This window comes from Pseudomonas paraversuta (genome assembly GCF_904063065.1).
In the GTDB taxonomy this organism is placed as follows: domain Bacteria; phylum Pseudomonadota; class Gammaproteobacteria; order Pseudomonadales; family Pseudomonadaceae; genus Aquipseudomonas; species Aquipseudomonas paraversuta.
The window spans coordinates 365,262-391,792 of record NZ_CAJFCL010000003.1 but is presented as its reverse complement, the minus strand read 5'-3'; the positions used below and the strand labels follow the sequence as shown (position 1 = coordinate 391,792).

The window sequence follows — 26,531 nt, the reverse complement described above, 5'->3', positions numbered from 1 at the left end:
TTTGACATGAGTAGTGGAATGATCCGCGGCCTGGGCACTGTGGTGGTGGCGGTGGCGTTTATCGGCCTGGCGCTGTGGGTATTCAGCCCGCGGCGCAAGTCGGAGTTCGAAGACGCGACCCTGCTGCCATTCAAAGACGATCCAGAGGCGATCAAACACGTCGAGCAAGAACAAGCGTCTAGGAGTAATAAGCAATGACCACCTTCTGGAGTGTTTATATCTGCGTGCTGACCATTGGCACGCTGATCGGCCTGACCTGGCTGTTGATCAGTACCCGCAAGGGGGAAAGAAAAAGCGAAACCGTCGAGACCATGGGCCACAGTTTTGACGGCATCGAGGAGTACGACAACCCGCTGCCACAATGGTGGTTCATGTTGTTCGTCGGCACGCTGGTGTTTGGTGTGGGCTATTTGATCCTTTACCCGGGCCTTGGCAACTGGAAAGGCCTGCTGCCGGGTTACGAGGATGGCTGGACCGGTGTGAACGAGTGGCAAAAGGAGATGGACAAGGCAGACGCCAGATTTGGCCCCATTTTCGCCAAATACGCCGCCATGCCGGTTGAGCAAGTGGCCCAGGATCCCCAGGCACTGAAAATGGGCGGTCGTCTGTTTGCCTCCAATTGCTCGGTGTGCCACGGCTCTGATGCCAAGGGCGCCTTCGGCTTCCCCAACCTGGCCGACAACACCTGGCGCTGGGGCGGCGATGCCGACACCATTAAAACCACGATCATGGGCGGACGCATCGCTGCAATGCCGGCCTGGGGCCCGGTACTGGGTGACGAGGGCGTGAAGAACCTTGCCGCCTATGTGCGCCACGATCTGGCCGGCCTGCCTTTGCCCCAGGGCACGACCGTGGATCTGGTGGCTGGCAAGCAAGCCTTCGAAACCACCTGCGTGGCGTGCCACGGTGCCAACGGCAAAGGCATGCTACTGATGGGCGCGCCGGATCTGACGGCGCCAGCGGGTTTTATTTACGGCACCAGCCTGGCGCAATTGCAGCAAACCATTCGCCATGGCCGCCAGGGCCACATGCCGGCACAGAACGAGTTGCTGGGTAACGACAAGGTGCAATTGCTGGCTGCGTATGTGTTCAGCTTGTCCCATGGTAATCAAGAGGAAAAAACAGCCGAATAATTACCAGACATTTCCTGCCGCATCATTTTGGTGCGGCAGTTCCCGCCTAAAAGCGCGACCAAGTGTCGCACCTCTTTTTAGTCCGCCGTTGCTCTCCCGCCATTCAGGACTAAGCTCAAATTCTCAGTGATCCCGGGGTCACCGGTTTCACGTCAAGTGAATTTAATCGGTAAGTTGAAGGGTGCAGTTACAGGCCACACTGGTGGGTTTACAACGGCTATCGTTGATTGCGATCTTCGCCATCAAGTTGCCATGACTGCCCCCCTCCCGGTTTTGCCCTGCCCGGCCCTTTCATTTTTGCCTTCCACGGGGTGTTTTGTTGGCGGTCGACTTGACCCTACTGCACGCATGGAAAGGCCGCAGAATAAGCGTTGGAACGCATTGACCGAGGTCAAGCCGCGTTGCAATACCCCTACGTTTTATACATACTTGCGACCGATTTTTACTCCTAATAAAACACCAAAACCGTGGAACCTTAGAATGAGCACAGCAATCAGTCCGACTGCTTATAACTATAAGGTAGTCCGCCAGTTCGCCATCATGACGGTGGTCTGGGGGATCCTTGGCATGGGGCTCGGGGTTTTTATCGCGTCACAGCTTGTGTGGCCTGAATTAAACCTTGGTCTTGAGTGGACAACCTTTGGCCGTCTGCGTCCCCTGCATACCAATCTTGTGATTTTTGCCTTCGGTGGCTGTGCATTGTTTGGTACCTCGTACTACGTCGTGCAGCGCACCTGCCAGACACGCCTGATCTCCGACGCCCTGGCTGCCTTCACCTTCTGGGGCTGGCAGGCGGTCATTATCGGCGCGATCATCACGTTGCCGCTGGGCTACACCACTACCAAGGAATACGCAGAGCTGGAATGGCCCCTGGCTATCCTGCTGGCCATCGTCTGGGTGGTCTACGGTATTGTGTTCTTCGGCACCATTACCAAGCGCAAAACCAAGCACATCTATGTAGGTAACTGGTTCTACGGTGCATTCATTGTCGTCACGGCAATGCTGCACATCGTCAACCACGCGTCCCTGCCGGTGAGCTTCTTCAAGTCCTACTCGGCTTACGCCGGTGCGACTGACGCCATGATCCAGTGGTGGTACGGCCACAACGCTGTAGGTTTCTTCCTGACTACCGGCTTCCTGGGCATGATGTACTACTTCGTGCCGAAGCAGGCCGAGCGTCCGATCTACTCGTATCGTCTGTCGATCGTGCATTTCTGGGCCCTAATCACCCTCTACATCTGGGCCGGCCCGCACCACTTGCACTACACCGCTCTGCCGGACTGGGCCCAGTCGCTGGGCATGGCAATGTCGATCATCCTGCTGGCTCCAAGCTGGGGCGGCATGATCAACGGCATGATGACCCTGTCGGGCGCCTGGCATAAATTGCGCACCGACCCGATCCTGCGCTTCCTCGTGGTGTCCCTGGCCTTCTACGGCATGTCGACCTTCGAGGGCCCGATGATGGCAATCAAGACCGTCAACTCGCTGTCGCACTACACCGACTGGACCATCGGCCACGTACACGCCGGGGCACTGGGCTGGGTAGCGATGATTTCGATCGGTGCCATGTACCACATGATCCCGCGCATCTATGGCCAGAAGCAGATGTACAGCACCAGCCTGATCAACACGCACTTCTGGCTGGCGACTATCGGTACCGTGCTCTACATCGCTTCGATGTGGGTCAACGGCATTACCCAGGGCCTGATGTGGCGCGCAATCAACGACGATGGCACCCTGACCTACTCGTTCGTGGAAGCACTGCAAGCCAGCCATCCTGGCTTTATCGTTCGCGCCATCGGCGGGGCTATCTTCGCCAGCGGCATGCTGTTCATGGCCTACAACGTGTTCCGTACCGTACGCGCCTCGAACCCGGTAGAAGCTGAAGCAGCGAGCAAAATCGCTGTAGTTGGAGCCCACTGATGAAGCACGAAACAATCGAGAAGAATATTGGCCTGATGGCCTTCTTCATGGTCATCGCCGTGAGCATCGGTGGTCTGACCCAAATCGTTCCGCTGTTCTTCCAGGACGTGACCAATACCCCGGTTGAAGGCATGAAGCCGCGTACCGCTCTTGAGCTGGAAGGTCGCGACATCTACATCGCCAACGGCTGTGTGCAATGTCACTCGCAGATGATCCGCCCGTTCCGCGCAGAAACAGAGCGTTATGGCCACTACTCGGTAGCCGGCGAAAGCGTCTGGGATCACCCGTTCCTGTGGGGCTCCAAGCGTACCGGGCCGGACCTGGCCCGGGTTGGCGGTCGTTACTCCGATGACTGGCAGCGTGCACACCTGTACAACCCGCGCAACGTGGTCCCCGAGTCGATCATGCCTGCCTATCCGTTCCTCGTAGAACGCAAGCTGGACGGCAAGGACACGGCGAAAAAAATGGAAGTCTTGCGCGTGCTCGGCGTTCCTTACACCGACGAAGATATCGCCGGGGCCAAGGATGCAGTGAAAGGCAAAACCGAAATGGACGCGCTGGTGGCCTATCTCCAGGGCCTGGGCACCATCATCAAAAGCAAACGGTGATCTAGATGGATATCGGGATGATTCGTGGCCTGGGCACTGTCGTCGTGATGGTGGCTTTTATCGGTTTGGCATTGTGGGTTTTCAGTCCGCGACGCAAGTCGGAGTTTGATGACGCAACCTTATTGCCGTTCAAGGATGATCCCGAAGCCATCAAGCACGTAGAGCAAGAGCAAGCTTCTAGGAGTAACAAAGAATGACTACGTTCTGGAGTCTGTACGTCACAGTCCTCAGTCTGGGTACCATCTTCGCCTTGACCTGGTTGTTGCTGGCCACCCGCAAGGGCCAACGCAGCGAGCAGACTGACGAGACAGTTGGGCACTCTTACGACGGGATTGAAGAGTACGACAACCCGATGCCGAAATGGTGGTTCATGCTGTTCATCGGCACCATCATCTTCGCCCTCGGCTACCTGGTGCTGTACCCGGGCCTGGGTAACTGGAAAGGCCTGCTGCCGGGCTACGAGTACCTGGACACCAAAGAGAAGACCGCGTTTGCCAATGGCCAGACAGGCTGGACCGGTGTTCACGAGTGGGAAAAGGAAATGGCTAAATCGGACGCCAAATTTGGTCCGATCTTCGCCAAATTCGCCGCCATGCCCATTGAGGAAGTGGCCAAAGACCCGCAAGCACTGAAGATGGGTGGCCGCCTGTTTGCCTCCAACTGCTCGGTGTGCCACGGTTCCGACGCCAAAGGCGCCTATGGCTTCCCTAACCTGACCGACGCCGACTGGCGCTGGGGCGGTACACCGGCAGACATCAAGGCCACCATCATGGGCGGTCGCCACGCCATCATGCCGGGCTGGTCCGAAGTGATCGGCGAGCAAGGCGTCAGCGACGTGGCCGCCTATGTCCTGACCGGCCTGGACGGCCGCAAGCTGCCGGAAGGCGCGAAAGCCGACCCTGCCAAGGGCAAGGAACTGTTCGCGACCAACTGTGCGGTTTGCCACGGTCCGGAAGGCAAGGGCAACCCGTTGATGGGCGCACCGAACCTGACCCACCCGGGTGCATTCATCTACGGTTCGAGCTTCGCTCAATTGCAACAGACCATCCGTTACGGCCGTCAGGGCCAGATGCCTGCACAGGCCGACCTGCAAGGGAACGACAAGGTTCACCTGCTGGCGGCCTACGTTTACAGTCTGTCCCATGGCGATGACGCCAAGGCAGCCGAGTAAACCAGGGTTGTAACTGCTGCAGAAAACGGCCCCGCCAACCCACGTTGGCGGGGCCGTTTTATTACCGCCGTGCTTTCGCTGGACGCCACCATTGCCCGGTGCGCAATTGCCCTGCACTTGAACCGCGACCCCAAGTCAATTGATCCATGTCACGACTTGTTACATCTCCTATACCAAGTTGGTGCTTTCCGGAACGCGACCAAAGGTCGCACCCTTGAGCTAGAGTCACAGGCGTATCATTACGCCACTGCAACACCTTCTGACCGCGGTCGGCATGTACTGACCGAGGCATTTTCCACTGCCGTGGGACGCACTAATGAGCAATCAGATTCCTGTACACAACGTCACGCCGCCTGCCAAAAAACCTGGTGACAGCGTCGATTTGTATGCCTCCCGGGAAAAGATCTACACCCGGGCCTTTACTGGTATTTTCCGCAACCTGCGCATCGCCGGTGGCGCCGTGCTGTTCCTGCTGTATTTCGGTACGGTATGGCTCAACTGGGGTGGGCACCAGGCCGTCTGGTGGAACCTTCCCGAGCGTAAATTCTTTATTTTTGGCGCCACCTTCTGGCCACAGGATTTCATCCTGCTCTCCGGGCTGCTGATCGTCGCGGCCTTTGGCCTGTTCTTTATTACCGTGTATGCAGGTCGCGTGTGGTGTGGCTACACCTGCCCGCAAAGCGTCTGGACCTGGGTTTTCATGTGGTGCGAGAAGGTCACTGAAGGTGACCGCAACCAGCGCATCAAGCTCGACAAGGCGCCAATGAGCGCCAACAAGTTCCTGCGCAAATTCAGCAAGCACAGCCTGTGGCTGCTGATCGGTTTTGTCACCGGCATGACCTTTGTCGGTTACTTCTCGCCGATACGCGAACTGGTATTCGATTTCTTTACCGGCCAGGCTGATGGCTGGGCGTACTTCTGGGTCGGCTTTTTCACCCTCGCCACCTACGGCAACGCCGGCTGGCTGCGCGAGCAGGTGTGCATTTACATGTGCCCGTATGCGCGCTTCCAGAGCGTGATGTTCGACAAGGACACGCTGATCGTTTCGTACGACCCGCGGCGCGGCGAAGTCCGCGGCCCGCGCAAAAAAGACACTGATTACAAGGCCCAAGGCCTGGGTGACTGCATCGACTGCACCATGTGCGTGCAGGTGTGCCCGACCGGGATCGACATTCGTGACGGCCTGCAGATTGAATGCATCGGCTGCGCCGCCTGTATCGATGCCTGCGACAGCATCATGGACAAAATGAACTATCCTCGCGGCCTGATCAGCTACACCACCGAGCACAACCTGTCGGGCCAGAAAACCCACAAGTTGCGTCCGCGCCTGCTTGGCTATGCACTGGTGTTGCTGACCATGATGGGTCTGCTGGCAGCTGCGTTCTATACCCGTACCCTGGTGGGGTTCGACGTCAGCAAAGACCGCGTGCTCTACCGCGAAAACGCTGAAGGACGGATCGAAAACGTCTACAGCCTGAAGATCATGAACAAGGATCAGCAAGACCACACCTATGTGCTGGAGGCCACAGGCCTGCCGGACCTGAAGCTGCAAGGCAAACGCGAAATCAGGGTCGCCGCGGGCGATATCGTCAGCCTGCCGGTCGAGCTCTCGATTGCTCCGGAGCAGCTGCCGTCCAGCACCAACGAAGTGTTCTTCATCCTCAAGGATGCCGATCACAACGACATCAGCGTCAAAGCCAAGAGCCGCTTCATCGGCCCACAAATCAGATAAGAGAAGAGAACCTGCCATGCCCGCAGCAAACGCCTCCAGCCCTTGGTACAAGCATCTTTGGCCGTGGATCATCATTGCCATTCTCGCCTGCTCGGTGACGTTGACCCTGTCCATGGTGACCATTGCCGTGAACAACCCGGACAACCTGGTCAACGACAACTACTACGAGGCCGGCAAAGGCATTAACCGCGCACTTGACCGCGAACTGCTGGGCCAGACCCTGCAGCTCAAGGCCAAGCTGCGGCTGGACGAAATGACCGGCGAAGTGGTGCTGCTGCTTGATGGCAACAGCAAGCCGAAGGTACTGGAACTGAATCTGATCTCGCCGACCCAACCCGAGAAAGATCGCAAGATCAGCCTCAGCCAGAGCGAATCAGAGCCGGGCCGTTACATCGGCCAGCTGGATGACAAAATCGAAGGCCGGCGCTTTGTTGAGCTGCTGGGCGTTGAAGACGGCAAAACCTGGCGCCTGTTTGAAGAAGAGCTGGTGGGCCATGACAAAGACCTGCTGCTGGGCGACGAGCCGCTTCAGGGCGCTGAAGTGCACAAGACCAATTAACCCCATTGCGCGCCAGCCCGTTCCCGCACCTGCAGGAGCGGGCCGGAGCGCAATGTCGCAGTTCCGGCGACACCCTCTCGCGAAAGACCGCCATGACCTCTCCCGTTCCCTGCTATCACTGTGCCCTGCCCGTCCCGCCCGGCAGCCGCTTTACTGCCGTTGTTCTGGGCCAGACCCGCGAGTTCTGCTGCCCTGGTTGCCAGGCGGTGGCCGAGGCGATCGTGGCCGGCGGCCTGGAAAGCTATTACCAGCATCGCAGCGAAGCCTCTGCCAACCCCCAGGCATTACCCGTGCAACTGGTGGAAGAGCTGGCTCTGTATGACCGCGCCGATGTGCAAAAACCCTTTGTCCGGCATGAAGGCGAACAGGCCGAAACCACCCTGCTGATCGAAGGCATCAGTTGCGCCGCCTGTGGCTGGCTGATTGAAAAACATCTGCGGCGCCTGCCTGCCGTGAGCGAAGCCCGCCTCAATCTGTCCAACCACCGTTTGCATGTGCGCTGGGCTGACAGCCAGTTGCCGCTGAGTGAAATCCTCAGCGAACTGCGGCACATCGGTTATGCCGCGCACCCGTATCAGGCAGACAGGGCAACGGAACAACTGGCCAGTGAAAATCGCCTGGCTTTGCGCCAGCTGGGTGTCGCCGGACTGCTGTGGTTCCAGGCGATGATGGCGACCATGGCCACCTGGCCGGAATTCAACATTGATCTCAGCCCCGAGATGCACACCATCCTGCGCTGGGTTGCACTGTTTCTGACAACACCCATCGTGTTTTACAGCTGCACGCCTTTTTTCAAAGGCGCCATGCGTGATCTGCGCACCCGCCATCTGACCATGGATGTGTCGGTTTCGCTGGCCATCGGCGGCGCCTATATCGCCGGCATCTGGACAGCCATTACCGGAGTCGGCGAGCTGTATTTCGATGCGGTGGGCATGTTCGCCCTGTTTTTGCTGGCCGGGCGCTACCTGGAACGCCGCGCCCGGGAACGCACTGCCGCCGCCACCGCACAACTGGTCAACCTGCTGCCGGCGTCCTGCTTGCGATTGAGTGATGACGGCCAGAGCGAGCGCATTCTGCTGAGCGAACTCAAAGTCGGTGACAAGGTGCTGGTGCACCCCGGCGCGATTCTTCCGGCCGACGGCAAGATCCTGCAAGGCCAGTCCAGCATCGACGAGTCTCTGCTGACCGGCGAATACCTGCCACAGGCACGCCGGGCTGGTGATGCGGTCACCGCCGGCACCCTGAATGTCGAAGGCGCGCTGACCGTCGAGGTTCTGGCCCTGGGCCAGGACACGCGCCTGTCCGCCATCGTGCGTCTACTGGACCGGGCCCAGAGCGAAAAACCGCGCCTGGCCGAGATCGCTGACAAAGCGGCGCAGTGGTTCCTGCTGTTTTCGTTGCTCGCTGCCGTGGCAATTGGTCTGCTGTGGTGGCAACTCGATCCGTCACGGGCGTTCTGGATCGTCCTGGCGATGCTGGTAGCCACCTGCCCTTGCGCCCTGTCACTGGCGACCCCCACCGCGCTCACCGCGGCCACCGGCACTCTGCACAAGCTGGGCCTGTTACTGACCCGCGGCCATGTGCTCGAAGGGCTGAACCAGATCGACACGGTGATCTTCGACAAGACCGGGACCCTGACCGAAGGCCGGCTGACCTTGCGCGCGATTCGCCCCCTGGGCGAACTGGACAGCGATCAGTGTCTGGCCCTGGCGGCGGCCCTCGAGAACCGCTCGGAACACCCGATCGCCCGCGCGTTCGGCCGCGCTGCACAAGCCGCCGAACAGGTACACAGCACACCAGGCCGGGGCCTTGAAGGCCTGGTGGGTGACCGCCAGTTACGCATCGGCCAGCCGGACTTTGTCTGCGAACTGAGCCTCTGCCCGGTGCCGCCGATGCCGGATGAGCCCGGGCAATGGCTGTTGCTGGGTGATACCGCCGGCGCGCTGGCCTGGCTGGTGCTCGACGACCATCTGCGCGACGACGCCCCCGCGCTACTGGCGGCCTGCAAGGCGCGGGGCTGGCGCACGCTGCTGCTCTCGGGGGACAGCTCGCCGATGGTGGCCAGTGTGGCCGCCGAGCTGGGTATCGATGAGGCCCGGGGCGGCTTGCGCCCGGATGACAAACTGCAGGTCTTGCAGCAACTGCACGCCGAGGGCCGCAAGGTGTTGATGCTCGGTGACGGGGTCAACGATGTGCCGGTGCTGGCCGCTGCCGATATCAGCGTGGCCATGGGCTCGGCCACTGACCTGGCCAAAACCAGTGCCGATGCAGTATTGCTCTCCAATCGCCTGGATGCCCTGGTGCAAGCCTTCAGCCTGGCCCGCCGCACACGGCGGATAATCATCGAAAACCTGCTCTGGGCCGGCCTGTACAATGGTCTTATGCTGCCTTTTGCGGCACTGGGCTGGATCACGCCGATCTGGGCTGCCATCGGCATGTCGATCAGCTCGTTGACCGTGGTACTCAATGCCTTGCGCCTGACCCGCATGCCCCGACAGCACCATGCCCGGCCTGCGTCACAACCCCGTCCGCTGCCGATCTGAACCGGTCGCCTGGAGTATTTATGCCAGCGCTTTACATCATGATTCCCGCGGCCTTGCTGATTGTCGCAATCGCCATCTACATCTTCTTCTGGGCAGTGGACAGCGGCCAGTACGATGACCTCGACAGCCCGGCCCACAGCATCCTGTTTGACGACCAGGACCCGAAACATACAGCGGCCGTCGAAGAAGCCAGGCTGCATCACCCGGAGTCGGAGCAGGACACCGACAGCAAGGCCCCACCCCATGTTTGAGCTGGCGCCACTACTGGTTTCGGCCGTGATTCTGGGCCTGCTCGGGGGCGGCCACTGCCTGGGCATGTGCGGCGGCCTGATGGGGGCATTGACCCTGGCCATCCCCAAAGAGCAACGCAGCCGCCGCTTCAGGCTGCTACTGGCCTATAACCTGGGGCGGATCCTCAGTTACGCCGCAGCTGGTTTGCTGCTGGGGCTCGCCGGATGGGCGGTGGCCAACAGTCCGGCGGCGATGTACATGCGCATCCTCGCCGGGTTGCTGCTGATCTGCATGGGCTTGTACCTGGCCGGCTGGTGGAGCGGCCTGACCCGCATCGAAAGCCTGGGACGCGGCCTGTGGCGGCATATCCAGCCCGTTGCCAACCGCTTGCTGCCCGTATCGAGCCTGCCCCGGGCATTGCTGCTGGGCGCGCTGTGGGGCTGGCTGCCATGTGGCCTGGTCTACAGCACGCTGATCTGGTCGGCCAGCCAGGGCAGCGCGATCGACAGTGCACTGCTGATGCTGGCATTCGGGCTTGGTACCTGGCCCGTGCTGCTGGCGACCGGCCTGGCTGCCGAGCGTGTCACGGCACTGCTGCGCAAGCGCAGCGTACGCATGGCCGGGGGCTTGCTGGTGATCCTGTTCGGCATCTGGACCCTGCCCGGCCCCCATCAGCACTGGTTGATGGGGCACTAGCCATTCACTTGTGCGGGCGCTTGCCGGGGATACAGGCAACGCAGCCCAACTGCATGACCTCACCGATACCATCGCCAGCAAGCTGGCTCCCACAATAGCTGTGCACCCCCCAAGGACACTCTGTGGGTGCTGGATGACCTGATTGTGCAACCCCAAGGAACACACTGTGGGAGCTGGCTTGCCAGCGATATAGGCAACCCAGTTCAACTGGATGACCTCACCGATACCATCGCCAGCAAGCTGGCTCCCACAATAGCTGTGCAACCCCCAAGGATACTCTGTGGGTGCTGGATGACCTGACCTCCCACAGCAGCTGTGCAACCCCGAGAGACACTCTGTGGGAGCTGGCTTGCCGGCGATGCAGGCAACGCAGCCCAACTGCTTGACCTCACCGATACCATCGCCAGCAAGCTGGCTCCCACAATAGCTGTGCAACCCCCAAGGATACTCTGTGGGAGCTGGATGACCTGACCTCCCACAGCAGCTGTGCAACCCCAAGGAACACATTGTGGGAGCTGGCTTGCCAGCGATGCAGGCAACCCAGTTCAACTGGATGACCTGACCTTCCACAGCAACTGCGCAACCCCGAGAGACAATCTGTGGGAGCTGGCTTGCCAGCGATGCAGGCAACCCAGCTCAACTGGATGACCTCACCTCCCCCAGCAGCTGTGCAACCTCAAGGAACACACTGTGGGAGCTGGCTTGCCAGCGATGCAGGCAACGCAGTCCAACTGCATGACCTCACCGATACCATCGCCAGCAAGCTGGCTCCCACAATAGCTGTGCAACCCCCAAGGACACTCTGTGGGTGCTGGATGACCTGACCTCCCACAGCAGCTGTGCTACCCCAAGGAACACACTGTGGGAGCTGGCTTGCCGGCGATGCAGTACACGCCGCCATTGATACAAATCAAGGCCATCCAAATCCCGAGCCCCTAGACTCCAGCGCATTGCCAACCATCCCAGGGGAATGCCCGCATGCTCGACGCCATTCGTTGGGACTCAGATTTGATTCGCCGCTATGACCTGGCCGGCCCGCGCTATACCTCATATCCGACAGCCATGCAGTTCACTGATCAGGTCAGTACTTTCGATCTGCTGCACGCCTTGCGCGAAAGCCGCAAGGCGTCGCGGCCGTTGTCGCTGTATGTGCATGTGCCGTTCTGCGCCAATATTTGCTACTACTGCGCCTGCAATAAAGTGATTACTAAAGACCGTGGCCGGGCGCAGCCTTATTTGCAGCGACTGGAGCAGGAAATCCGCCAGGTCGCCTGCCACCTCGACCCCAGACAAACCGTCGAGCAACTGCACTTTGGCGGAGGAACGCCGACCTTTCTCAGCCACGCCGAATTGCGCCAATTGATGGCCAGCCTGCGCGAAAACTTCACCTTGCTGGACGACGACTCCGGCGATTACGGCATCGAAATCGACCCCCGGGAAGCCGACTGGTCGACCATGGGCCTGCTGCGCGAGCTGGGGTTCAATCGCGTCAGCATTGGCCTGCAAGATCTCGACCCCCAGGTACAGCGAGCGGTCAATCGCCTGCAAAGCCTGGAAGAAACCCGTGCCGTGATCGATGCTGCGCGCACCCTGCAGTTTCGCTCGATCAATATCGACCTGATCTACGGCCTGCCCAAGCAAACCCCCGATGCCTTCGCACAAACCATCAACGAAGTGATCAGCCTGCAGCCGGATCGTTTGTCGGTGTTCAATTACGCGCACTTGCCAGAGCGCTTCATGCCGCAACGGCGGATCAATACCAGCGATCTGCCCTCGCCTGCCGCCAAACTGGAAATGCTTGAGCGCACCATCGCCCAGCTGACAGCTGCCGGGTATCGCTATATCGGCATGGATCACTTCGCCCTGCCGGACGACGAACTGGCCATCGCCCAGGAAGAAGCCACCCTGCAACGCAACTTCCAGGGTTACACCACCCACGGTCATTGCGACCTGATCGGCCTCGGCGTATCAGCCATCAGCCAGATCGGCGAGCTGTACTGCCAGAATGACAGCGACATCACCCAGTATCAGCGCACCCTGGCCAGCGGCCAGCTCGCCACTGCCCGTGGCCTGCTGTGCAATCAGGATGACCGGATCCGGCGCGAGGTGATTCAACAAATCATCTGCAATTTGAACTTGCCGTTCGCCCACATAGAGCAAGTATTCAATATTGATTTTCGAGGCTACTTTGCCCAGCAGTGGCCTGCCCTGCAGAGAATGGCCGCCGATGGCCTGATCACCCTGGACCATGAGCAATTGACCGTACTGCCCGCCGGGCGGCTGTTGGTGCGCTCGGTGTGCATGGTGTTTGATGGCTACCTGGAACAGGCCAGTCGGCAGCGATTTTCCCGGGTGATATAGGGAGCGCTCGCAACCGGTGATAACGCCCGCTAGCTGGCCATCAGCGAAGAAGCCTTGAGCGCGTCCTCACCGCTCAAGTCTTTCATGGCTTTGACCAGGCTGGCATTGGCATTGAGCAATGCAGCACTCAAACCGGCAATTGCCGCCTGCAAGCCGGCGGCCTGAGCCTTGGCCTGCTCAGGATTCAAATTGCTGTTGGCCATGACTTGCTGCAGTTGAGCCTGCTTTTCAGCTATCTGCTTCTTAATCTCGCGAATCATCTTCAGAATTTTCTGAACCTGATCCGGCAAGCCGCTGCCTTCAATGTCGTCGTTCTGATCTTTCTGCGCTTTTGCCAACTTCATGGCCGCACCTGAAATCACCACTTTGACGCCCTCAGCGGGAGCTGCCACCTGGCCAAGGCCCGTGTCCTCGTCGGCCACTGCGACATTCTGTCTGTTTATCGCAGGCGTGTTTATGGTCAACATGCCACTCTGACTAAGGCCAACTCCACCCATCGATGACATCTGACCTGCTCCCTGTGCTTAAGCCGTTACCGGGCTATCGGCACGGCGGCAGGTTACTTGAGTGAAGTGCACTGAATTGGCGCACTGGCCTCAGCCCCCTCCCTGGGGTAACCTTGCATCTTATGTGTGTTTTCCTATAAGGATTTAAGAAATGTCCGAGCCAGTAAAAGTGCGCGCTCATAGCCAGGCTCACTGCAAGGATTGCAGTCTCGCGCCTTTATGTTTGCCACTTTCGTTAAACCTGGAAGACATGGATGCGTTAGAGGAAATCGTCAAACGCGGCCGCCCATTGAAAAAAGGCGAATTTCTGTTTCGTCAGGGCGACCCGTTCGTCTCGGTCTACGCAGTACGCTCCGGCGCCCTCAAGACATTCAGCTTGAGTGACAGCGGCGAAGAGCAACTCACCGGTTTCCACTTGCCCAGCGAGCTGGTCGGTTTGTCAGGCATGGACACCGAATCCTATCCGGTATCTGCCCAGGCACTGGAAACCACGCCGGTTTGCGAAATTCCCTTCGAGCGTCTGGACGAGCTTTCGGTACAGCTGCCGCAACTGCGTCGCCAGCTGATGCGCATCATGAGCCGGGAAATTCGTGACGATCAGCAGATGATGTTGCTGCTGTCGAAAAAGACCGCTGACGAACGTATCGCGACCTTTCTGGTCAACCTGTCTGCCCGTTTCCGCGCCCGTGGCTTTTCGGCCAACCAGTTCCGTCTGAGCATGTCGCGCAATGAAATTGGCAATTACCTGGGCCTGGCAGTTGAAACGGTTTCCCGGGTATTTACCCGCCTGCAAGAAAACCAGCTGATCACCGCTGATGGCAAGGAAGTTCACATTCTTGACCCCATCAAGCTGTGCGCCCTGGCCGGTGGCTCGCTGGAAGTCTGAATCCGTCATTCATCGGGCTATACTGGCGAGCTAACGCACGCCAGTATAGCCCGATATGATCCGCGACGACTTTTGCCTCAAATCCTTGATTCGCCCAGTAATTGACTTCCCCAAAGCAGGGGTGATTTTTCGCGATATCACGCCGCTGTATCAATCCCCCCGCGCCATGCGCGTGATTGCCGATACCTTTATCGAACGCTACGTCGAGGCTGATTTCAGCCACATCGGCGCCATGGATGCCCGCGGCTTTTTGATTGGCTCGGTACTGGCGCATCAACTCAACAAGCCGCTGATCCTGTTTCGCAAGCAGGGCAAATTGCCCGCCGACGTTTTAGCCGAAGGCTATCAGACCGAATATGGCGAAGCGTTTCTCGAGGTTCACGCCGACAGCCTATGTGAAGGCGACTCGCTGTTGATCGTCGATGATCTGATCGCTACGGGCGGGACCCTGATTGCCGCTGCCAATCTGGTGCGGCGCATGGGGGCACAGGTGTTTGAAGCCGCTGCGATTATTGATCTGCCACAACTGGGCGGGTCGAAACGCCTGCAGGAAATGGGCGTCCCGACCTTTTGCCTGACTGAATTTTCCCTGACAGAGTAAGGCCGTGTCGCCTGCTCGCCGGCAAGCTGATGCTTACAGAACGATCGGTCTGCGCCCGGAGAACGAGTGGGCCAGGGTTCCGCCGTCAACCAGTTCCAGCTCGCCACCCAGCGGTACACCGTGGGCGATGCGCGAAGCAATAAGGCCTTTGTTGCCGAGCAATTGCGCAATGTAATGTGCAGTAGCCTCGCCTTCGACCGTCGGGTTGGTGGCGAGGATCACCTCGGTGAAGGTGCCCTGTTCCGCGATGCGCGTCATCAGTTGCGGGATACCTATCGCCTCCGGCCCCAGGCCGTCCAGCGGCGACAAATGCCCTTTGAGCACAAAGTAACGACCGCGATAGCCGGTCTGCTCGACGGCATAGACATCCATCGGCCCCTCAACCACACAAAGCAGGGTGTCGTCTCGGCGCACATCGGCGCACTGCGGACACAAGTCATCCTCGGTCAGGGTCCGGCACAGACGGCAATGACCCACGCCCTCCATAGCCTGACTCAAGGCCAGCGCCAGACGCGAACCACCGCTGCGATCACGCTCAAGCAATTGCAGAGCCATGCGCTGTGCAGTCTTTTGACCTACGCCCGGCAAGGTGCGCAAGGCATCGATCAGTTGGCGAATCAGGGGACTAAAGCTCATAGGGAAAGGTCCGACAAAACAACGAGAGGCGGTTTATACCCGCGGTCCGGGCCAGCGTCAAATGCCAGCAATCCCGTGCACCCGGGCAGCCTGCACCATTAATCAAAAACAGCCAGGCAAAAAAATGCCAGGCCCGGGGGCCTGGCATTTTGTGCAGCGCCTTAGAACGGCAGCTTCATGCCTGGCGGCAGTTGCATGCCGGAGGTCACGCCGGACATTTTGTCCTGGCTATTGGCTTCGACCTTGCGCACGGCATCGTTGACTGCAGCCGCGAACAGGTCTTCCAGCACTTCACGGTCATCATCGCTGACACCTTCAAGCAGAGCCGGATCGATGCTCACACGCTTGATGTCATGACGACCGGTCATGACCACAGTCACCATGTCGCCACCGGCTTTACCAGTGACTTCAGCATTGGCCAGTTCTTCCTGCATTTTGGCCATTTTTTCCTGCATCTGCTGCGCCTGCTTCATCAGGCCGGCCATGCCACCTTTCATCATGGGAATCACCTCAAACGTTATTTGGACAATGCACCCGCGGCCAAGAAACCTCGGGCTGTAAGTTTTTCCTGGCGTTATGAAGCCTGAGCCTCAACAACGTCCACAGGTTGAATCGTATCGTCACGGACTGCCGCACCGAATTGTTCAATCATTTGCTGCACCAGCGGATCGGCATAGATGGATTCTTCTGCCAGGCGCTGGCGCTCTGCACGAAAGCGCGAGGCGGCCTGGGCCGGGGTTTCCTGCTCCGGCTTGATCAGCTCGATAGTCACTTTGAGTGTGCGCTGATGATACTGGTTCAACGCATCATTGAGCCGGCGCTGCTGAGTCGCGTTAAACAACGCGCTGTGAGCCGGGTCCAGATGCAGCAACCAGTCATCACCATCAACCGAGATCAATGTGCAGTTGGCGCCAATGCTCGCCGTCATGCCCGATACCGGTAATTTGGGGAACATATTCAGCCATTCAAGGGCCAGCCCGGTCGCAGGCTCGGCAGCAGGCAATGGCTCGGGCTCAGGTGCAGGCTCGCCCCCATGCTCGCTGGCCAGTTCGTCAAGGTAGCTATAGGCCGCCGAGTCCATGTCCGGCTCAATGTAATCTTCGTCCAGCGGCGGCTCGTCATCGCGATCCAGGCCCGACAGTGCCGAGTCCACTTGCTCCGGCGTTGGCTCAGGTACAGGCGCGTCTTCCCACTGCGGCGCGTCCGGCACCACGCTGTCAGGCGTAGGCAACGGCATCGGTGGCAACTCGGGTTGTTCGCCGAGCGTATCGAGCATCGCTTGGGGCGCCAGCGGCTCTTCGATCACGGCAACAGCAGGCTCGTTCCACGGCAAGTCCACTACCGGCACTGCTGGCGCCCTGGGGGCCGCCACAGGTGCAGGTGCCGGCTCGACCACAGGTTCAGGCCTGGGCACTTCAACCACCGCCACAGCGGCAGGTGCAGGTGCAGCAACTACTGGCGCAACAGCGGTCGGGCCAGCCACGGTTTGGGCGGAATCAACTGTGGCCTGGCTGATCCCCACTGGCTTTAGCGGCTGACTCGGCGAGTCTGTCGCGTCTGCCGGACGGAAGGCCAGCATCCGTAGCAGGACCATTTCAAAACCGCCACGGGGGTCTGGTGCCAGCGGCAAATCACGCCGGCCGATCAGGCCCATCTGGTAATAAAACTGTACGTCTTCGGCAGGCAATACCTTGGCCAGGGCCAGTACGCGATCACGGTCGCCGTGGCCGTTGTCGACCCCTTCGGGCAACGCCTGGGCAATGGCAACGCGATGGAAGACGTTGAGGATTTCGGACAGCACGCCGTTCCAGTCCGGGCCCTGCTCGGCCAGATGGCGCACAGCCTCCAGCAGTCCCCGGGCATCGCCTTCGATCAAGGCGTGCAGCAGGTCAAACACCTGGCCGTGGTCGAGAGTACCCAGCATGGTGCGCACATCAGCCGCCAGCACCTTGCCTTCACCGAAGGCAATGGCCTGGTCGGTCAGGCTCATCGCATCACGCATCGAGCCGTCCGCAGCCCGACCCAGCAACCACAGCGCGTCATCTTCAAAGGGTACGTTTTCGACACTCAGCACATGGCTCAAGTGCTCGACTACCCGCTCGGGGGTCATGTTTTTCAGGGAGAACTGCAGGCAACGGGAAAGGATTGTCGCCGGCAGTTTCTGCGGATCGGTGGTCGCCAGGATGAATTTGACGTAGGGCGGCGGCTCTTCAAGGGTTTTGAGCAACGCATTGAAGGAGTGGCTGGAGAGCATGTGCACTTCGTCGATCAGGTAGACCTTGAAGCGCCCGCGGCTTGGCGCGTACTGCACGTTATCGAGCAACTCGCGGGTGTCCTCGACCTTGGTCCGGCTCGCGGCATCGATTTCGATCAGATCGACAAAGCGCCCTTCGTCGATTTCGCGGCACACCGAACACGTTCCGCACGGGGTCGAGGTGATACCTGTCTCACAGTTCAGGCATTTGGCGATGATCCGCGCAATGGTGGTCTTGCCGACACCACGGGTACCGGTAAACAGGTAGGCGTGATGCAGGCGCTGACTGTCCAGGGCATTGATCAGAGCCTTGAGCACATGGGTCTGGCCGACCATTTCGCGGAACGAGCGCGGACGCCATTTACGTGCAAGAACCTGATAACTCATTGATAACCGTCGCGTCAGAAAAGCGGAAGGGGCTAATGCTAGCGGAGCAGGGGCAAAATTGCATCCGATGCGCACTTTAAACTGCTCATGCCGTACAGCCGCATGTTTTATGCCGCGCACAAAAAGACATCGACCGCGGAATAAACGCCGGGACGGGCTTGAACAAAAGAGAATGGAGAGATGCTGTGTATCGACTAAAAACCCTGCAAAACTGAGGATTTTTAAAATGGAGGCAACCCCACCAGCCACACCCCGGCACACAATGTTCCCGCTGTGGCTGCTTCCTTCCGGATCTGACCAGGTTAACGGGTAATCGTTGCGGAGGGACCGATAGGGTCACCATAACAACATCCGCTTAGCAGCGAACGGCGCCATTGTACCTGTCTGAGGAAAACTTACAACTGCTGCGGCAAGAATAAAAAAATGAGCGGGCTCAAGCACTTGGATTGGACCATACAGGGCGGGGACCGGGCAGCAGACTCTGCAGGAGCGAGCTTTTCAACAAGGCCGCGAAGAGCTCGCGAGCAAGCTCGCTCCTGCAGGGGGCTACCACTCTAGATCTGGATGCCCTGCTCACCCAGGAACGCCACAAAGGCTTCCTCATCCAGCACCTTGAGCCCCAGCTCATTGGCCTTGACCAGTTTCGAGCCCGCGCCGGGGCCCGCCACCACGCAATGGGTCTTGCCGGAGACCGAACCCGAAACCTTGGCTCCCAGGCTTTCGAGCTTGTCTTTGGCGACGTCGCGACTCATCAACTCCAGCGAGCCGGTCAGCACCCAGGTCTGCCCGGCCAGCGGCAAACCTTCCACGGTCTTTTTCTCGCTCTGCCAGTGCATGCCGAAGTCGCGCAACTGCGCCTCGACAGCCAGAGCCGCCCGGGCATTTTCTGGGTTGTCGAAAAATTCGCGCACCGCTTTGGCCTGTTTCTCAGGCAGCGCCTGACGCATATCGAGCCAGTCAGCGTTGATTACCCCCTCAAGGGTTACAAACTTTTCGGCCAGCTTTTGCGCACCACCCGGCCCAACCGAGGGGATATGCAGCTTGTCGATCAACCCGCCCAAGGTGGCACTGGCCGCGAACTCGGCCCCCAGATCTCCCTGGTCCTGCAATTCCAGGCCACGCTCAAGCAATTGCGCTATCACCTGTTGGTTATGGGCATCACCGAAGAAGCTGTGAATCTCGTGGGCCACTTCCAGCCCGACATCCGGCAAGTAGGTGAGTACTTGCGGCAAAGCACGCTGTACACGCTCCAGAGAGGCCAATGAGCGCGCCAGTACTTTGGCCGTCTCCTCTCCTACATCGGGAATTCCCAGAGCGTATATAAAACGCGCCAATGCCGGACGTTTGCTGTCAGCTATTGCCTGCAGCAAATTCTTGCTCGACAGCTCGGCAAACCCTTCAAGATCGACAATTTTTTCGAAGGTCAGGGTGTACAGATCGGCCGGCGAACTCACCAACCCCTCATCCACCAACTGCTCGACGCTTTTTTCGCCCAGGCCTTCAATATCCATGGCCCGACGCGAAACAAAGTGAATGATCGCCTGTTTGAGCTGGGCACCGCAGGCCAGTCGCCCGACACAGCGATACACCGCCCCTTCACTGATGGTTTCGCGCCCCTTGCTGCGCTTGATCAGTTGCGTGCGCTCTACGTGGGAACCGCACACCGGACAGCTCTCCGGGATCTGCACCGGGCGAGCGTTTTCAGGACGCCGCTCCAGCACCACTTGCACCACCTGCGGAATCACATCACCGGCACGGCGAATAATCACCGTGTCACCAATCATCAGCCCCAGACGCGCCACTTCATCCATGTTGTGCAGCGTGGCATTGGAGACCGTGACCCCCGCCACCTTGACCGGCTTTAAACGCGCCACCGGCGTGACCGCACCGGTACGACCGACCTGAAACTCCACATCCAGCAGCTCGGTCAGCTCTTCCATCGCCGGGAACTTGTGAGCAATAGCCCAGCGCGGCTCGCGGGCACGAAAGCCCAGCTCACGCTGCGATGCCAGGCTATTGACCTTGAACACCACACCATCGATCTCATAAGGCAGGGACGCGCGGCGCTCGCCAATATCACGGTAGTAGTCCAGGCATTCGCCAATGCCCCGGGCCAGTTTCAATTCATGACTGATCGGCATGCCCCATTGCTGCAACTGCTTGAGATTGCCGATATGGGTGTCTGAAAACTCCTCAGACACCTGGCCAAGGCCGTAGCAGCAAAACTCCAAAGGACGACTGGCGGTAATTTTCGAGTCCAGCTGCCGCAAACTGCCTGCTGCGGCGTTACGCGGGTTGGCAAAGGTTTTGCCGCCTGCGGCGAGCTGGGCCTCGTTAAGACGGTCAAAGCCGGCCTTGGACATAAAGACCTCGCCCCGCACCTCCAGGACTGCGGGCCAACCGCTGCCATGCAGCTTGAGCGGGATATTGCGCACCGTGCGCACGTTGACACTGATGTCTTCGCCCGTGGTGCCGTCTCCGCGAGTAGCACCGCGCACCAGATTGCCGTCCCGATACAGCAAGCTGACCGCCAGACCATCGAGCTTGGGCTCACAGCTGTATTCAACTTCGGCGCCGCCGCCAAACAGATCGCCCGCCGGCAAATCCAGACCTTCGCTGACGCGCCGGTCGAATTCACGCATGTCTGTTTCATCAAAGGCGTTGCCAAGACTCAGCATCGGCACTTCGTGGCGCACTTGAGTAAAAGCCGACAACGCCGCGCTGCCGACTCGCTGGGTCGGCGAGTCCGGGGTGATCAGCTCCGGATGCTCGGTCTCCAGCGCTTTGAGCTCGCGAAACAGACGATCGTACTCGGCGTCCGGAATGCTGGGCTCGTCGAGTACGTGATAGCGATAGTTGTGCTGATCCAGTTCAGCGCGCAGCTCTAGAATTCGGGTATTGGCGGCGGTCATGGGGTGTTCTCTCACAAAGCAAAAGAGCAGCCGAGGCTGCTCTTGCGTTAATCATTTTGCGTTTCTGCGGGAGCAAGCATGCCTGCCCCCACCTGTTTAGCGTTTCTGGGTCAGGGCGCGACGCTCGAACTCGACGATGCGCTGACGGTAATGCTCGATGGTCTGAGCCGTCAAAACACTGCGCTGGTCATCCTTAAGCTCACCGTTGAGCTCCTGGGACAACTTGCGTGCAGCGGCAACCATCACATCGAATGCCTGCTTGGGATGACGCGGGCCCGGCAAGCCGAGAAAGAAGCTCACGGCAGGGGTGCTGAACAGGTCAATATCATCCAGATCAAACACGCCCGGTTTCACGGCGTTGGCCATGGAGAACAACACTTCGCCATTACCGGCCATGCTTTCGTGGCGGTGGAAAATATCCATCTCACCAAAGCGCAAACCGCTTTCAAGGATGTTCTGCAGCAATGCAGGCCCTTTGAAGCCGGCAGGATCGCGACTGATCACACTGATGACCAGCACTTCTTCAGCGGCCTGTTGTGCTGCTGGCTCCTTCGCTTCAACCGCCGCCACACTTGGCGCTGAACGCCCACGTGGTTTGGCTTCCTGGGCGAAGTCATCATCGCGGGCGCTGATGCTCGGACCGTCTTCCAGATCCAGATTGAGGTTCAGGTCACCCTGGCTCGGCTCCCCGCCACGCTTGCTGCGCTTGGAACCCTTGTCCCGTGGCGACATGCTGACCGATGGCAGGTCGTGCTCGTCAAGCTGGGGCTCTTTATGGGCCGGCGTGTCCAGGACTCGCGAAGGACCCAGCAGCTCGGCGCTGGTCTCCTCGTCAGGGACGTTGGAAAAGCTGCGGTCAAGGCGAAACTTGAGTTTGCCCTTGCCACCGCGCATACGGCGCCAGCCATCAAAAAGAATACCGGCGATGACCACTATGCCGATGACTATCAGCCACTCGCGCAGACCGATTTCCATGTAATCCCGTGCCCCTAAAAAATGATTCTATGAAGAAGAGCCTAAAGCCCTTTAAAACGTGGCGCCAACTCTATGTTCTGAATGGCGTTTTACCCACGTACAAAAAATTAGACGCTAAATTAACACGACCAAAGATAACTTTACACCGTCTGTCGCATTGGGTTAATGCCCATATAGCCCACGACCCATCAGTCATGCCAGACAAATATTCAGGAATTCTCTTTCGAGAAGAAAAATCCCCCTACATGCTTATAGCTCAAGCATCGACCATTGCCATTGCCTCCTCGACATCAACCGCCACCAGACGAGAGCAGCCGGGCTCATGCATTGTCACCCCCATCAACTGATCGGCCATTTCCATGGCGATTTTGTTGTGGGTGATGTAAATGAATTGCACGGTCTGTGACATCTCTTTTACCAGGCGGGCATAGCGGCCCACGTTAGCGTCATCAAGCGGTGCGTCAACTTCATCAAGCATGCAAAACGGCGCAGGATTGAGTTTGAAAATGGCAAAAACCAGTGCCAGGGCAGTCAATGCTTTCTCGCCACCGGACAGCAAATGAATGGTGCTGTTCTTCTTGCCCGGTGGACGCGCCATGATAGTTACCCCTGTATCGAGTAAATCTTCGCCCGTCAGTTCCAAATAAGCGCTGCCACCACCGAAAACTTTTGGGAAAAGTGCCTGTAATCCACCATTTATCTGATCAAAGGTGTCTTTGAAGCGACTGCGCGTCTCTTTGTCGATCTTGCGAATAACGTTTTCCAGAGTATCCAGCGCCTCAACCAGGTCGGCATCCTGGGCATCCAGATAACGTTTGCGCTCGGACTGCTGCTGGTACTCATCGATGGCCGCGAGGTTGATGGCCCCCAGACGTTGAATCCGCGCTGCAATACGTTCCAGCTCTTCTTCAGCCTGCTGCTCATTGACCTCGGCATTCAGGGTTGCAAGCACCCCGTGCAGGTCATAGCCATCGGCCAGCAACTGATCCTGCAACGTGGTTCGACGCACTGTCAGCGCCTGCCACTCCATGCGCTGCTGTTCAAGCTGCCCGCGAATCAGCTGCGATTGCTGCTCGGCCTGATTGCGGCGCTTTTCAGCGTCGCGCAATTCACGGTCAGCATCCTCAAGGGCGGTCTGGGCAATTTTGAGCTCCTGATCCACGGTCAGGCGCTTGTCGAGCAACTCTTCAAGCTTGAGGCGCAATTCTTCGAGGGGAGCCTCGCCCTCCTCCAGATTAAGACTGAGCTGCTCACGCTTTTCCGCCAGACGCTCGGACTGCAGCTCCAGCCGCTCAAGGGCCTGACGCGTTGAGTCGTGCTGCGCCTTGAGCGAGCCCAGACGCACCGCCAGCTGGTGAGCGTGATCCTTGTGCTGACGCGCTTCCTGGCGCACCCGGTCCAGGCGCTCGCGCAGACTGTCGCGCTGGGCCAACAGCAGCTCACGCCGCTCAGTGTCGGTGGCCATGGCATCCAGCGCATCCTGAAGCTGCAGGCGGGACTCGCCAACCTGCTCATGCTCCAGGGCTCGCTGCTCTCCCAGCTCGACCAGCTCTTCATCCAGGCGACGCCGGCGCAAGGTCAATTGCTCGACCTTGGCTTTGCTGGCAGATAGCAGGGCCTTGATCTCACCTTGCTGACGGGCTTCGTCCTGCAGACGACGACGCACCTGCTCGCGGGAGTCTTCCTGGGTCAACTGTTGCTCGCGCAAACGCTGTAGCTGTTCTTCAAGGCTGGCCAGTGCGGCTTCACGCTCTTCGCGCTCAGCACCCAAATGCTGAATTTCCTGCCCCCGGGCCAACACGCCGCTTTGCGCTTCGCTGGCACGCCGAACCCGCAAAAAGTTGCGCCCTACCCAATACCCGTCCCGGCTGATCAGGCTCTGGCCATCGGCCAATTGCACGCGCATGGCCAGCGCCTGCTCCAGGGTTTCCACCGCCCTGACCTGACCCAGCCATGGCGAGAGATCGAAGTCGGCCTCGACCTTGTCCAGCAAACTGCCGGCCAAACTACCGCCCTGGGTACCGGCACTGAACAGGCGCAGGTCGCCCTGGGCAAAACCGGCCAGGTCCAGTTGCGCAAAGTCATCCACCAGCACGGCCTGCAAGTCGGCGCCAAGAACCGTCTCGACCGCCAGCTCCCAGCCGGCTTCAACGCGCAGGCCTTCGGCCAGACGTGGGCGATCGGCGAGCTGCTGGTCTTGCAACCACTGCGCTGCACCGGTGCCCGGGTCCAGAGCTGCCTGCTGCAAGGCCTCAAGGGAGGCCAGGCGACCGTTGAGCCGCTGCAGCTCACCCTGTGCCTGCTGCTGATTCTGTGTCGCCTGCTGCAAATCGTGACGCACCTGCTCCAGCCGCTCGACCAGCAGCTCTTCACTGGCTTGCAGTTCTTCCTGGGTCAGCTCGCTGGTAGCCAGCTGCTCACTCAGCTCGAGAATCGCCGCATCTTCAGGATCGGCCGCCAGCAAGGCGCGCTCTTCTGCCAACCGGCGCTGACGCTCGGCCACGCGCTCCATGCTGGTTTCCAGCTGCTGGATACGCGCCTGCAAGACTTCGGACTGACGCTGGGGCTCTGCAGAGCGCTGGTTGAAATCATCCCACTGCTCTTGCCAGCCATGCATGGTGTGTTCGGATTCTTCCAGCGCGGCTGCCGCTTCTTCGGCCGCAGCGCTGGTCAGTTCCTGCTCTGGTGCGAGCATTTCAAGCTCTTCACCCAGCGTCGCCAACATCGTCCGGTCATGCCCCAGATGGGCCTCGGTTTCGAGACGGGAACGCTCGGCTTCGCGCAGGTCATCCTGCAACTGACGCAAACGCTGCTGACCGTGCTGAATGCTTTGCTCGACCCGGGCAATATCACCGCCGACCGAATAGAAGCGCCCTTGCACCAAATTAAAGCGTTCTGACAGATCATGGTGCCCGTCACGCAAGCGTTCGATGCTGGCATCGGCATTGCGCTGCTCGGCCACCAGGGCTTCGAAACTGACTTCCTGGTTGCCAATAACCGCTTCGCGCTGGCCCACTTGCTCGTTCAGTGCCTGCCAGCGCAAAGCTGACAGCTGAGCCTTGAGCTGACGCTCTTGGGCCTTGTATTCCTGATATTTCTCGGCTGCCTGGGCCTGGCGATGCAAGCGTTCAAGCTGACGCCCCAACTCTTCACGCAGGTCGGTCAGGCGGGCGAGGTTTTCGTGGGTACGGCGAATACGGTTTTCAGTCTCGCGGCGACGCTCCTTGTATTTGGAGATGCCTGCCGCCTCTTCGATAAAGTTACGCAGATCCTCAGGCTTGGACTCGATCAGTTTCGAGATCATGCCCTGCTCGATAATCGAATAACTGCGCGGCCCGAGACCGGTTCCCAGGAAAATATCGGTGATATCACGCCGACGGCACTTGGTACCGTTGAGGTAATAGGTGGTCTGACTGTCGCGGGTCACTTTACGACGGATGGAAATCTCGGCGTAGGCCGCGTATTCGCCCAGCAGCGTGCCGTCGGAGTTATCGAACACCAGTTCGATGCTGGCCTGACTCACCGGCTTGCGTGTGGTGGAACCGTTGAAGATGACATCCGTCATCGACTCGCCGCGCAGGTTTTTAGCCGAGCTTTCACCCATCACCCAGCGCACGGCATCGATGATGTTCGACTTGCCGCAGCCGTTAGGGCCTACAACGGCCGCCATATTGCTCGGGAAGTTAACGGTTGTCGGATCGACGAAGGACTTGAAGCCCGCGAGTTTGATGCAAGTGAGGCGCACGCTCAGGCAACCGTCAAGGCAGACAGCACCAGGTCACAACTGCGCTGGGCATAGCGGCTCAGAACCTCGCGAATCTGCGGCAAATCACGCGCCACTACGGCCTCGAGCAACTGCGCGAAGAGTTCCAGGTATTCGCTCATTTCAGCCTTGCGCTGATCCAGCGCCAGGTAATAGGCACGGCTCATGGCCGGATGCAGGTTTTCAACGGTTTCCTGCAAATACGGGTTGTCGGCAAACGGAAACGCCGCACGCATCACATTGAAACTGTCTTCGACAAATGCACTGATGTCCTGACGCTCGTAGCTGGCGACCAGACGCTGCTGAATCTGCAGGAAAGGCCCCAGATCAGCCTGTACCGCCCAGCGGCGGGCCACGGCGTTGCCCAGCAGAATGTACATCTCGCTCATCAGCGTGCACAGGCTCTGCACCTTGTGCGCAGTGAGCTCGGTGACATGGGCGCCGCGCCGCGGGAGGATGGCGATCAGGTGCCGGCGCTCGAGAATCAGCAACGCTTCGCGCACAGAACCGCGACTGACGTTAAGTGCCAGAGTCACTTTCTGCTCTTGAATGCGCTCCCCAGGCTTGAGCTCGCCCCGAATGATGCGTTCGGCGAGGTGGTGAGCGATTTGCTCGGCGAGGCTATCCGGCGCCTTGAACGTCATGTTTTACCTT

The 26,531-nt window shown here is 59.3% G+C and carries 22 protein-coding genes and 1 other RNA gene; 14 read left to right on the top strand and 9 right to left on the bottom strand.

Translation table 11 applies throughout. From position 1 onward, the window contains the following. The first annotated feature begins 6 nt into the window (after positions 1-6). From JQ845_RS07810 to hemN, 12 genes are all read left to right on the top strand, one after another. Positions 7-198 carry a cbb3-type cytochrome oxidase subunit 3 gene (locus tag JQ845_RS07810; RefSeq protein ID WP_003447218.1) on the top strand — a complete coding sequence of 64 codons (192 nt, stop codon included), beginning with the start codon at positions 7-9 and terminating at the stop codon, positions 196-198. Then, positions 195-1,133, top strand: a complete 939-nt coding sequence (ccoP, locus tag JQ845_RS07805) for a cytochrome-c oxidase, cbb3-type subunit III (protein WP_203008832.1) — start codon at positions 195-197, stop codon at positions 1,131-1,133. Before JQ845_RS07810 ends, ccoP (JQ845_RS07805) begins: the two co-directional genes overlap by 4 nt. A gap of 480 nt (positions 1,134-1,613) precedes the next feature. Beyond that, entirely contained in the window at positions 1,614-3,056 is a 1,443-nt protein-coding gene (ccoN, locus tag JQ845_RS07800) for a cytochrome-c oxidase, cbb3-type subunit I (RefSeq protein WP_003447214.1), read from the top strand. Next, positions 3,056-3,664: a cytochrome-c oxidase, cbb3-type subunit II gene (gene ccoO, locus JQ845_RS07795; RefSeq protein ID WP_003447211.1), complete on the top strand. Its 609-nt coding sequence runs from the start codon at positions 3,056-3,058 to the stop codon at positions 3,662-3,664. Before ccoN ends, ccoO begins: the two co-directional genes overlap by 1 nt. A 5-nt stretch (positions 3,665-3,669) precedes the next feature. Next, positions 3,670-3,861, top strand: a complete 192-nt coding sequence (locus tag JQ845_RS07790) for a CcoQ/FixQ family Cbb3-type cytochrome c oxidase assembly chaperone (RefSeq protein ID WP_003447209.1) — start codon at positions 3,670-3,672, stop codon at positions 3,859-3,861. Further along, complete coding sequence (gene ccoP, locus JQ845_RS07785; protein ID WP_003447207.1) at positions 3,858-4,835, top strand: cytochrome-c oxidase, cbb3-type subunit III; 978 nt, start codon at positions 3,858-3,860, stop codon at positions 4,833-4,835. The genes JQ845_RS07790 and ccoP (JQ845_RS07785) overlap by 4 nt, the downstream gene beginning before the upstream one ends. Positions 4,836-5,151: 316 nt before the next feature. Further along, positions 5,152-6,567 carry a cytochrome c oxidase accessory protein CcoG gene (gene ccoG / locus JQ845_RS07780; RefSeq protein ID WP_010656158.1) on the top strand — a complete coding sequence of 472 codons (1,416 nt, stop codon included), beginning with the start codon at positions 5,152-5,154 and terminating at the stop codon, positions 6,565-6,567. Between the two features lie 16 nt (positions 6,568-6,583). Beyond that, complete coding sequence (locus JQ845_RS07775) at positions 6,584-7,126, top strand: FixH family protein (protein ID WP_003447203.1); 543 nt, start codon at positions 6,584-6,586, stop codon at positions 7,124-7,126. A gap of 92 nt (positions 7,127-7,218) precedes the next feature. Continuing rightward, positions 7,219-9,669 carry a heavy metal translocating P-type ATPase gene (locus JQ845_RS07770; RefSeq protein WP_203008831.1) on the top strand — a complete coding sequence of 817 codons (2,451 nt, stop codon included), beginning with the start codon at positions 7,219-7,221 and terminating at the stop codon, positions 9,667-9,669. Positions 9,670-9,689: 20 nt separating this feature from the next. Further along, the gene (gene ccoS / locus JQ845_RS07765; RefSeq protein WP_003447199.1) at positions 9,690-9,920 is read left to right on the top strand and encodes a cbb3-type cytochrome oxidase assembly protein CcoS; all 231 of its coding nucleotides are present in this window, start codon (positions 9,690-9,692) and stop codon (positions 9,918-9,920) included. After that, the gene (locus JQ845_RS07760; RefSeq protein WP_003447197.1) at positions 9,913-10,596 is read left to right on the top strand and encodes a sulfite exporter TauE/SafE family protein; all 684 of its coding nucleotides are present in this window, start codon (positions 9,913-9,915) and stop codon (positions 10,594-10,596) included. The genes ccoS and JQ845_RS07760 overlap by 8 nt, the downstream gene beginning before the upstream one ends. Before the next feature lie 978 nt (positions 10,597-11,574). Next, a complete protein-coding gene (gene hemN / locus JQ845_RS07755) occupies positions 11,575-12,957 on the top strand; it encodes an oxygen-independent coproporphyrinogen III oxidase (protein WP_010656161.1) in 1,383 nt (460 codons plus the stop codon). Between the two features lie 29 nt (positions 12,958-12,986). Here hemN and JQ845_RS07750 read toward each other — a convergent pair whose 3' ends face one another. Continuing rightward, a complete protein-coding gene (locus JQ845_RS07750; protein ID WP_232286848.1) occupies positions 12,987-13,301 on the bottom strand; it encodes a hypothetical protein in 315 nt (104 codons plus the stop codon). Between the two features lie 313 nt (positions 13,302-13,614). Here JQ845_RS07750 and fnr point away from each other — a divergent pair, with 313 nt between their 5' ends. Then, entirely contained in the window at positions 13,615-14,349 is a 735-nt protein-coding gene (fnr, locus tag JQ845_RS07745; protein ID WP_003447190.1) for a fumarate/nitrate reduction transcriptional regulator Fnr, read from the top strand. A gap of 55 nt (positions 14,350-14,404) precedes the next feature. Then, a complete protein-coding gene (locus JQ845_RS07740; RefSeq protein ID WP_010656163.1) occupies positions 14,405-14,950 on the top strand; it encodes an adenine phosphoribosyltransferase in 546 nt (181 codons plus the stop codon). Positions 14,951-14,983: 33 nt separating this feature from the next. Here JQ845_RS07740 and recR read toward each other — a convergent pair whose 3' ends face one another. The 8 genes from recR to JQ845_RS07700 form a co-directional block, all read right to left on the bottom strand. Next, positions 14,984-15,586 (bottom strand): recombination mediator RecR, encoded by a 603-nt coding sequence (gene recR, locus JQ845_RS07735; protein ID WP_003447185.1) that lies wholly within the window; start codon positions 15,584-15,586, stop codon positions 14,984-14,986. A gap of 161 nt (positions 15,587-15,747) precedes the next feature. Further along, positions 15,748-16,086 carry a YbaB/EbfC family nucleoid-associated protein gene (locus JQ845_RS07730; RefSeq protein ID WP_003447184.1) on the bottom strand — a complete coding sequence of 113 codons (339 nt, stop codon included), beginning with the start codon at positions 16,084-16,086 and terminating at the stop codon, positions 15,748-15,750. 74 nt (positions 16,087-16,160) lie between these two features. Next, positions 16,161-18,227 (bottom strand): DNA polymerase III subunit gamma/tau, encoded by a 2,067-nt coding sequence (dnaX, locus tag JQ845_RS07725; RefSeq protein WP_161718415.1) that lies wholly within the window; start codon positions 18,225-18,227, stop codon positions 16,161-16,163. A 236-nt stretch (positions 18,228-18,463) separates the two neighbouring features. Further along, an RNA gene (ffs, locus tag JQ845_RS07720) (signal recognition particle sRNA small type) lies at positions 18,464-18,560 on the bottom strand. Between the two features lie 221 nt (positions 18,561-18,781). Continuing rightward, positions 18,782-21,139, bottom strand: coding sequence for an NAD-dependent DNA ligase LigA (gene ligA / locus JQ845_RS07715; RefSeq protein ID WP_203008830.1), 2,358 nt, complete (start codon positions 21,137-21,139; stop codon positions 18,782-18,784). Between the two features lie 96 nt (positions 21,140-21,235). After that, positions 21,236-22,114, bottom strand: a complete 879-nt coding sequence (zipA, locus tag JQ845_RS07710; protein WP_003447169.1) for a cell division protein ZipA — start codon at positions 22,112-22,114, stop codon at positions 21,236-21,238. 256 nt (positions 22,115-22,370) lie between these two features. Beyond that, entirely contained in the window at positions 22,371-25,859 is a 3,489-nt protein-coding gene (gene smc / locus JQ845_RS07705) for a chromosome segregation protein SMC (protein WP_203008829.1), read from the bottom strand. 2 nt (positions 25,860-25,861) lie between these two features. After that, the gene (locus JQ845_RS07700; protein WP_003447165.1) at positions 25,862-26,521 is read right to left on the bottom strand and encodes a GntR family transcriptional regulator; all 660 of its coding nucleotides are present in this window, start codon (positions 26,519-26,521) and stop codon (positions 25,862-25,864) included. Positions 26,522-26,531: the final 10 nt, after the last annotated feature.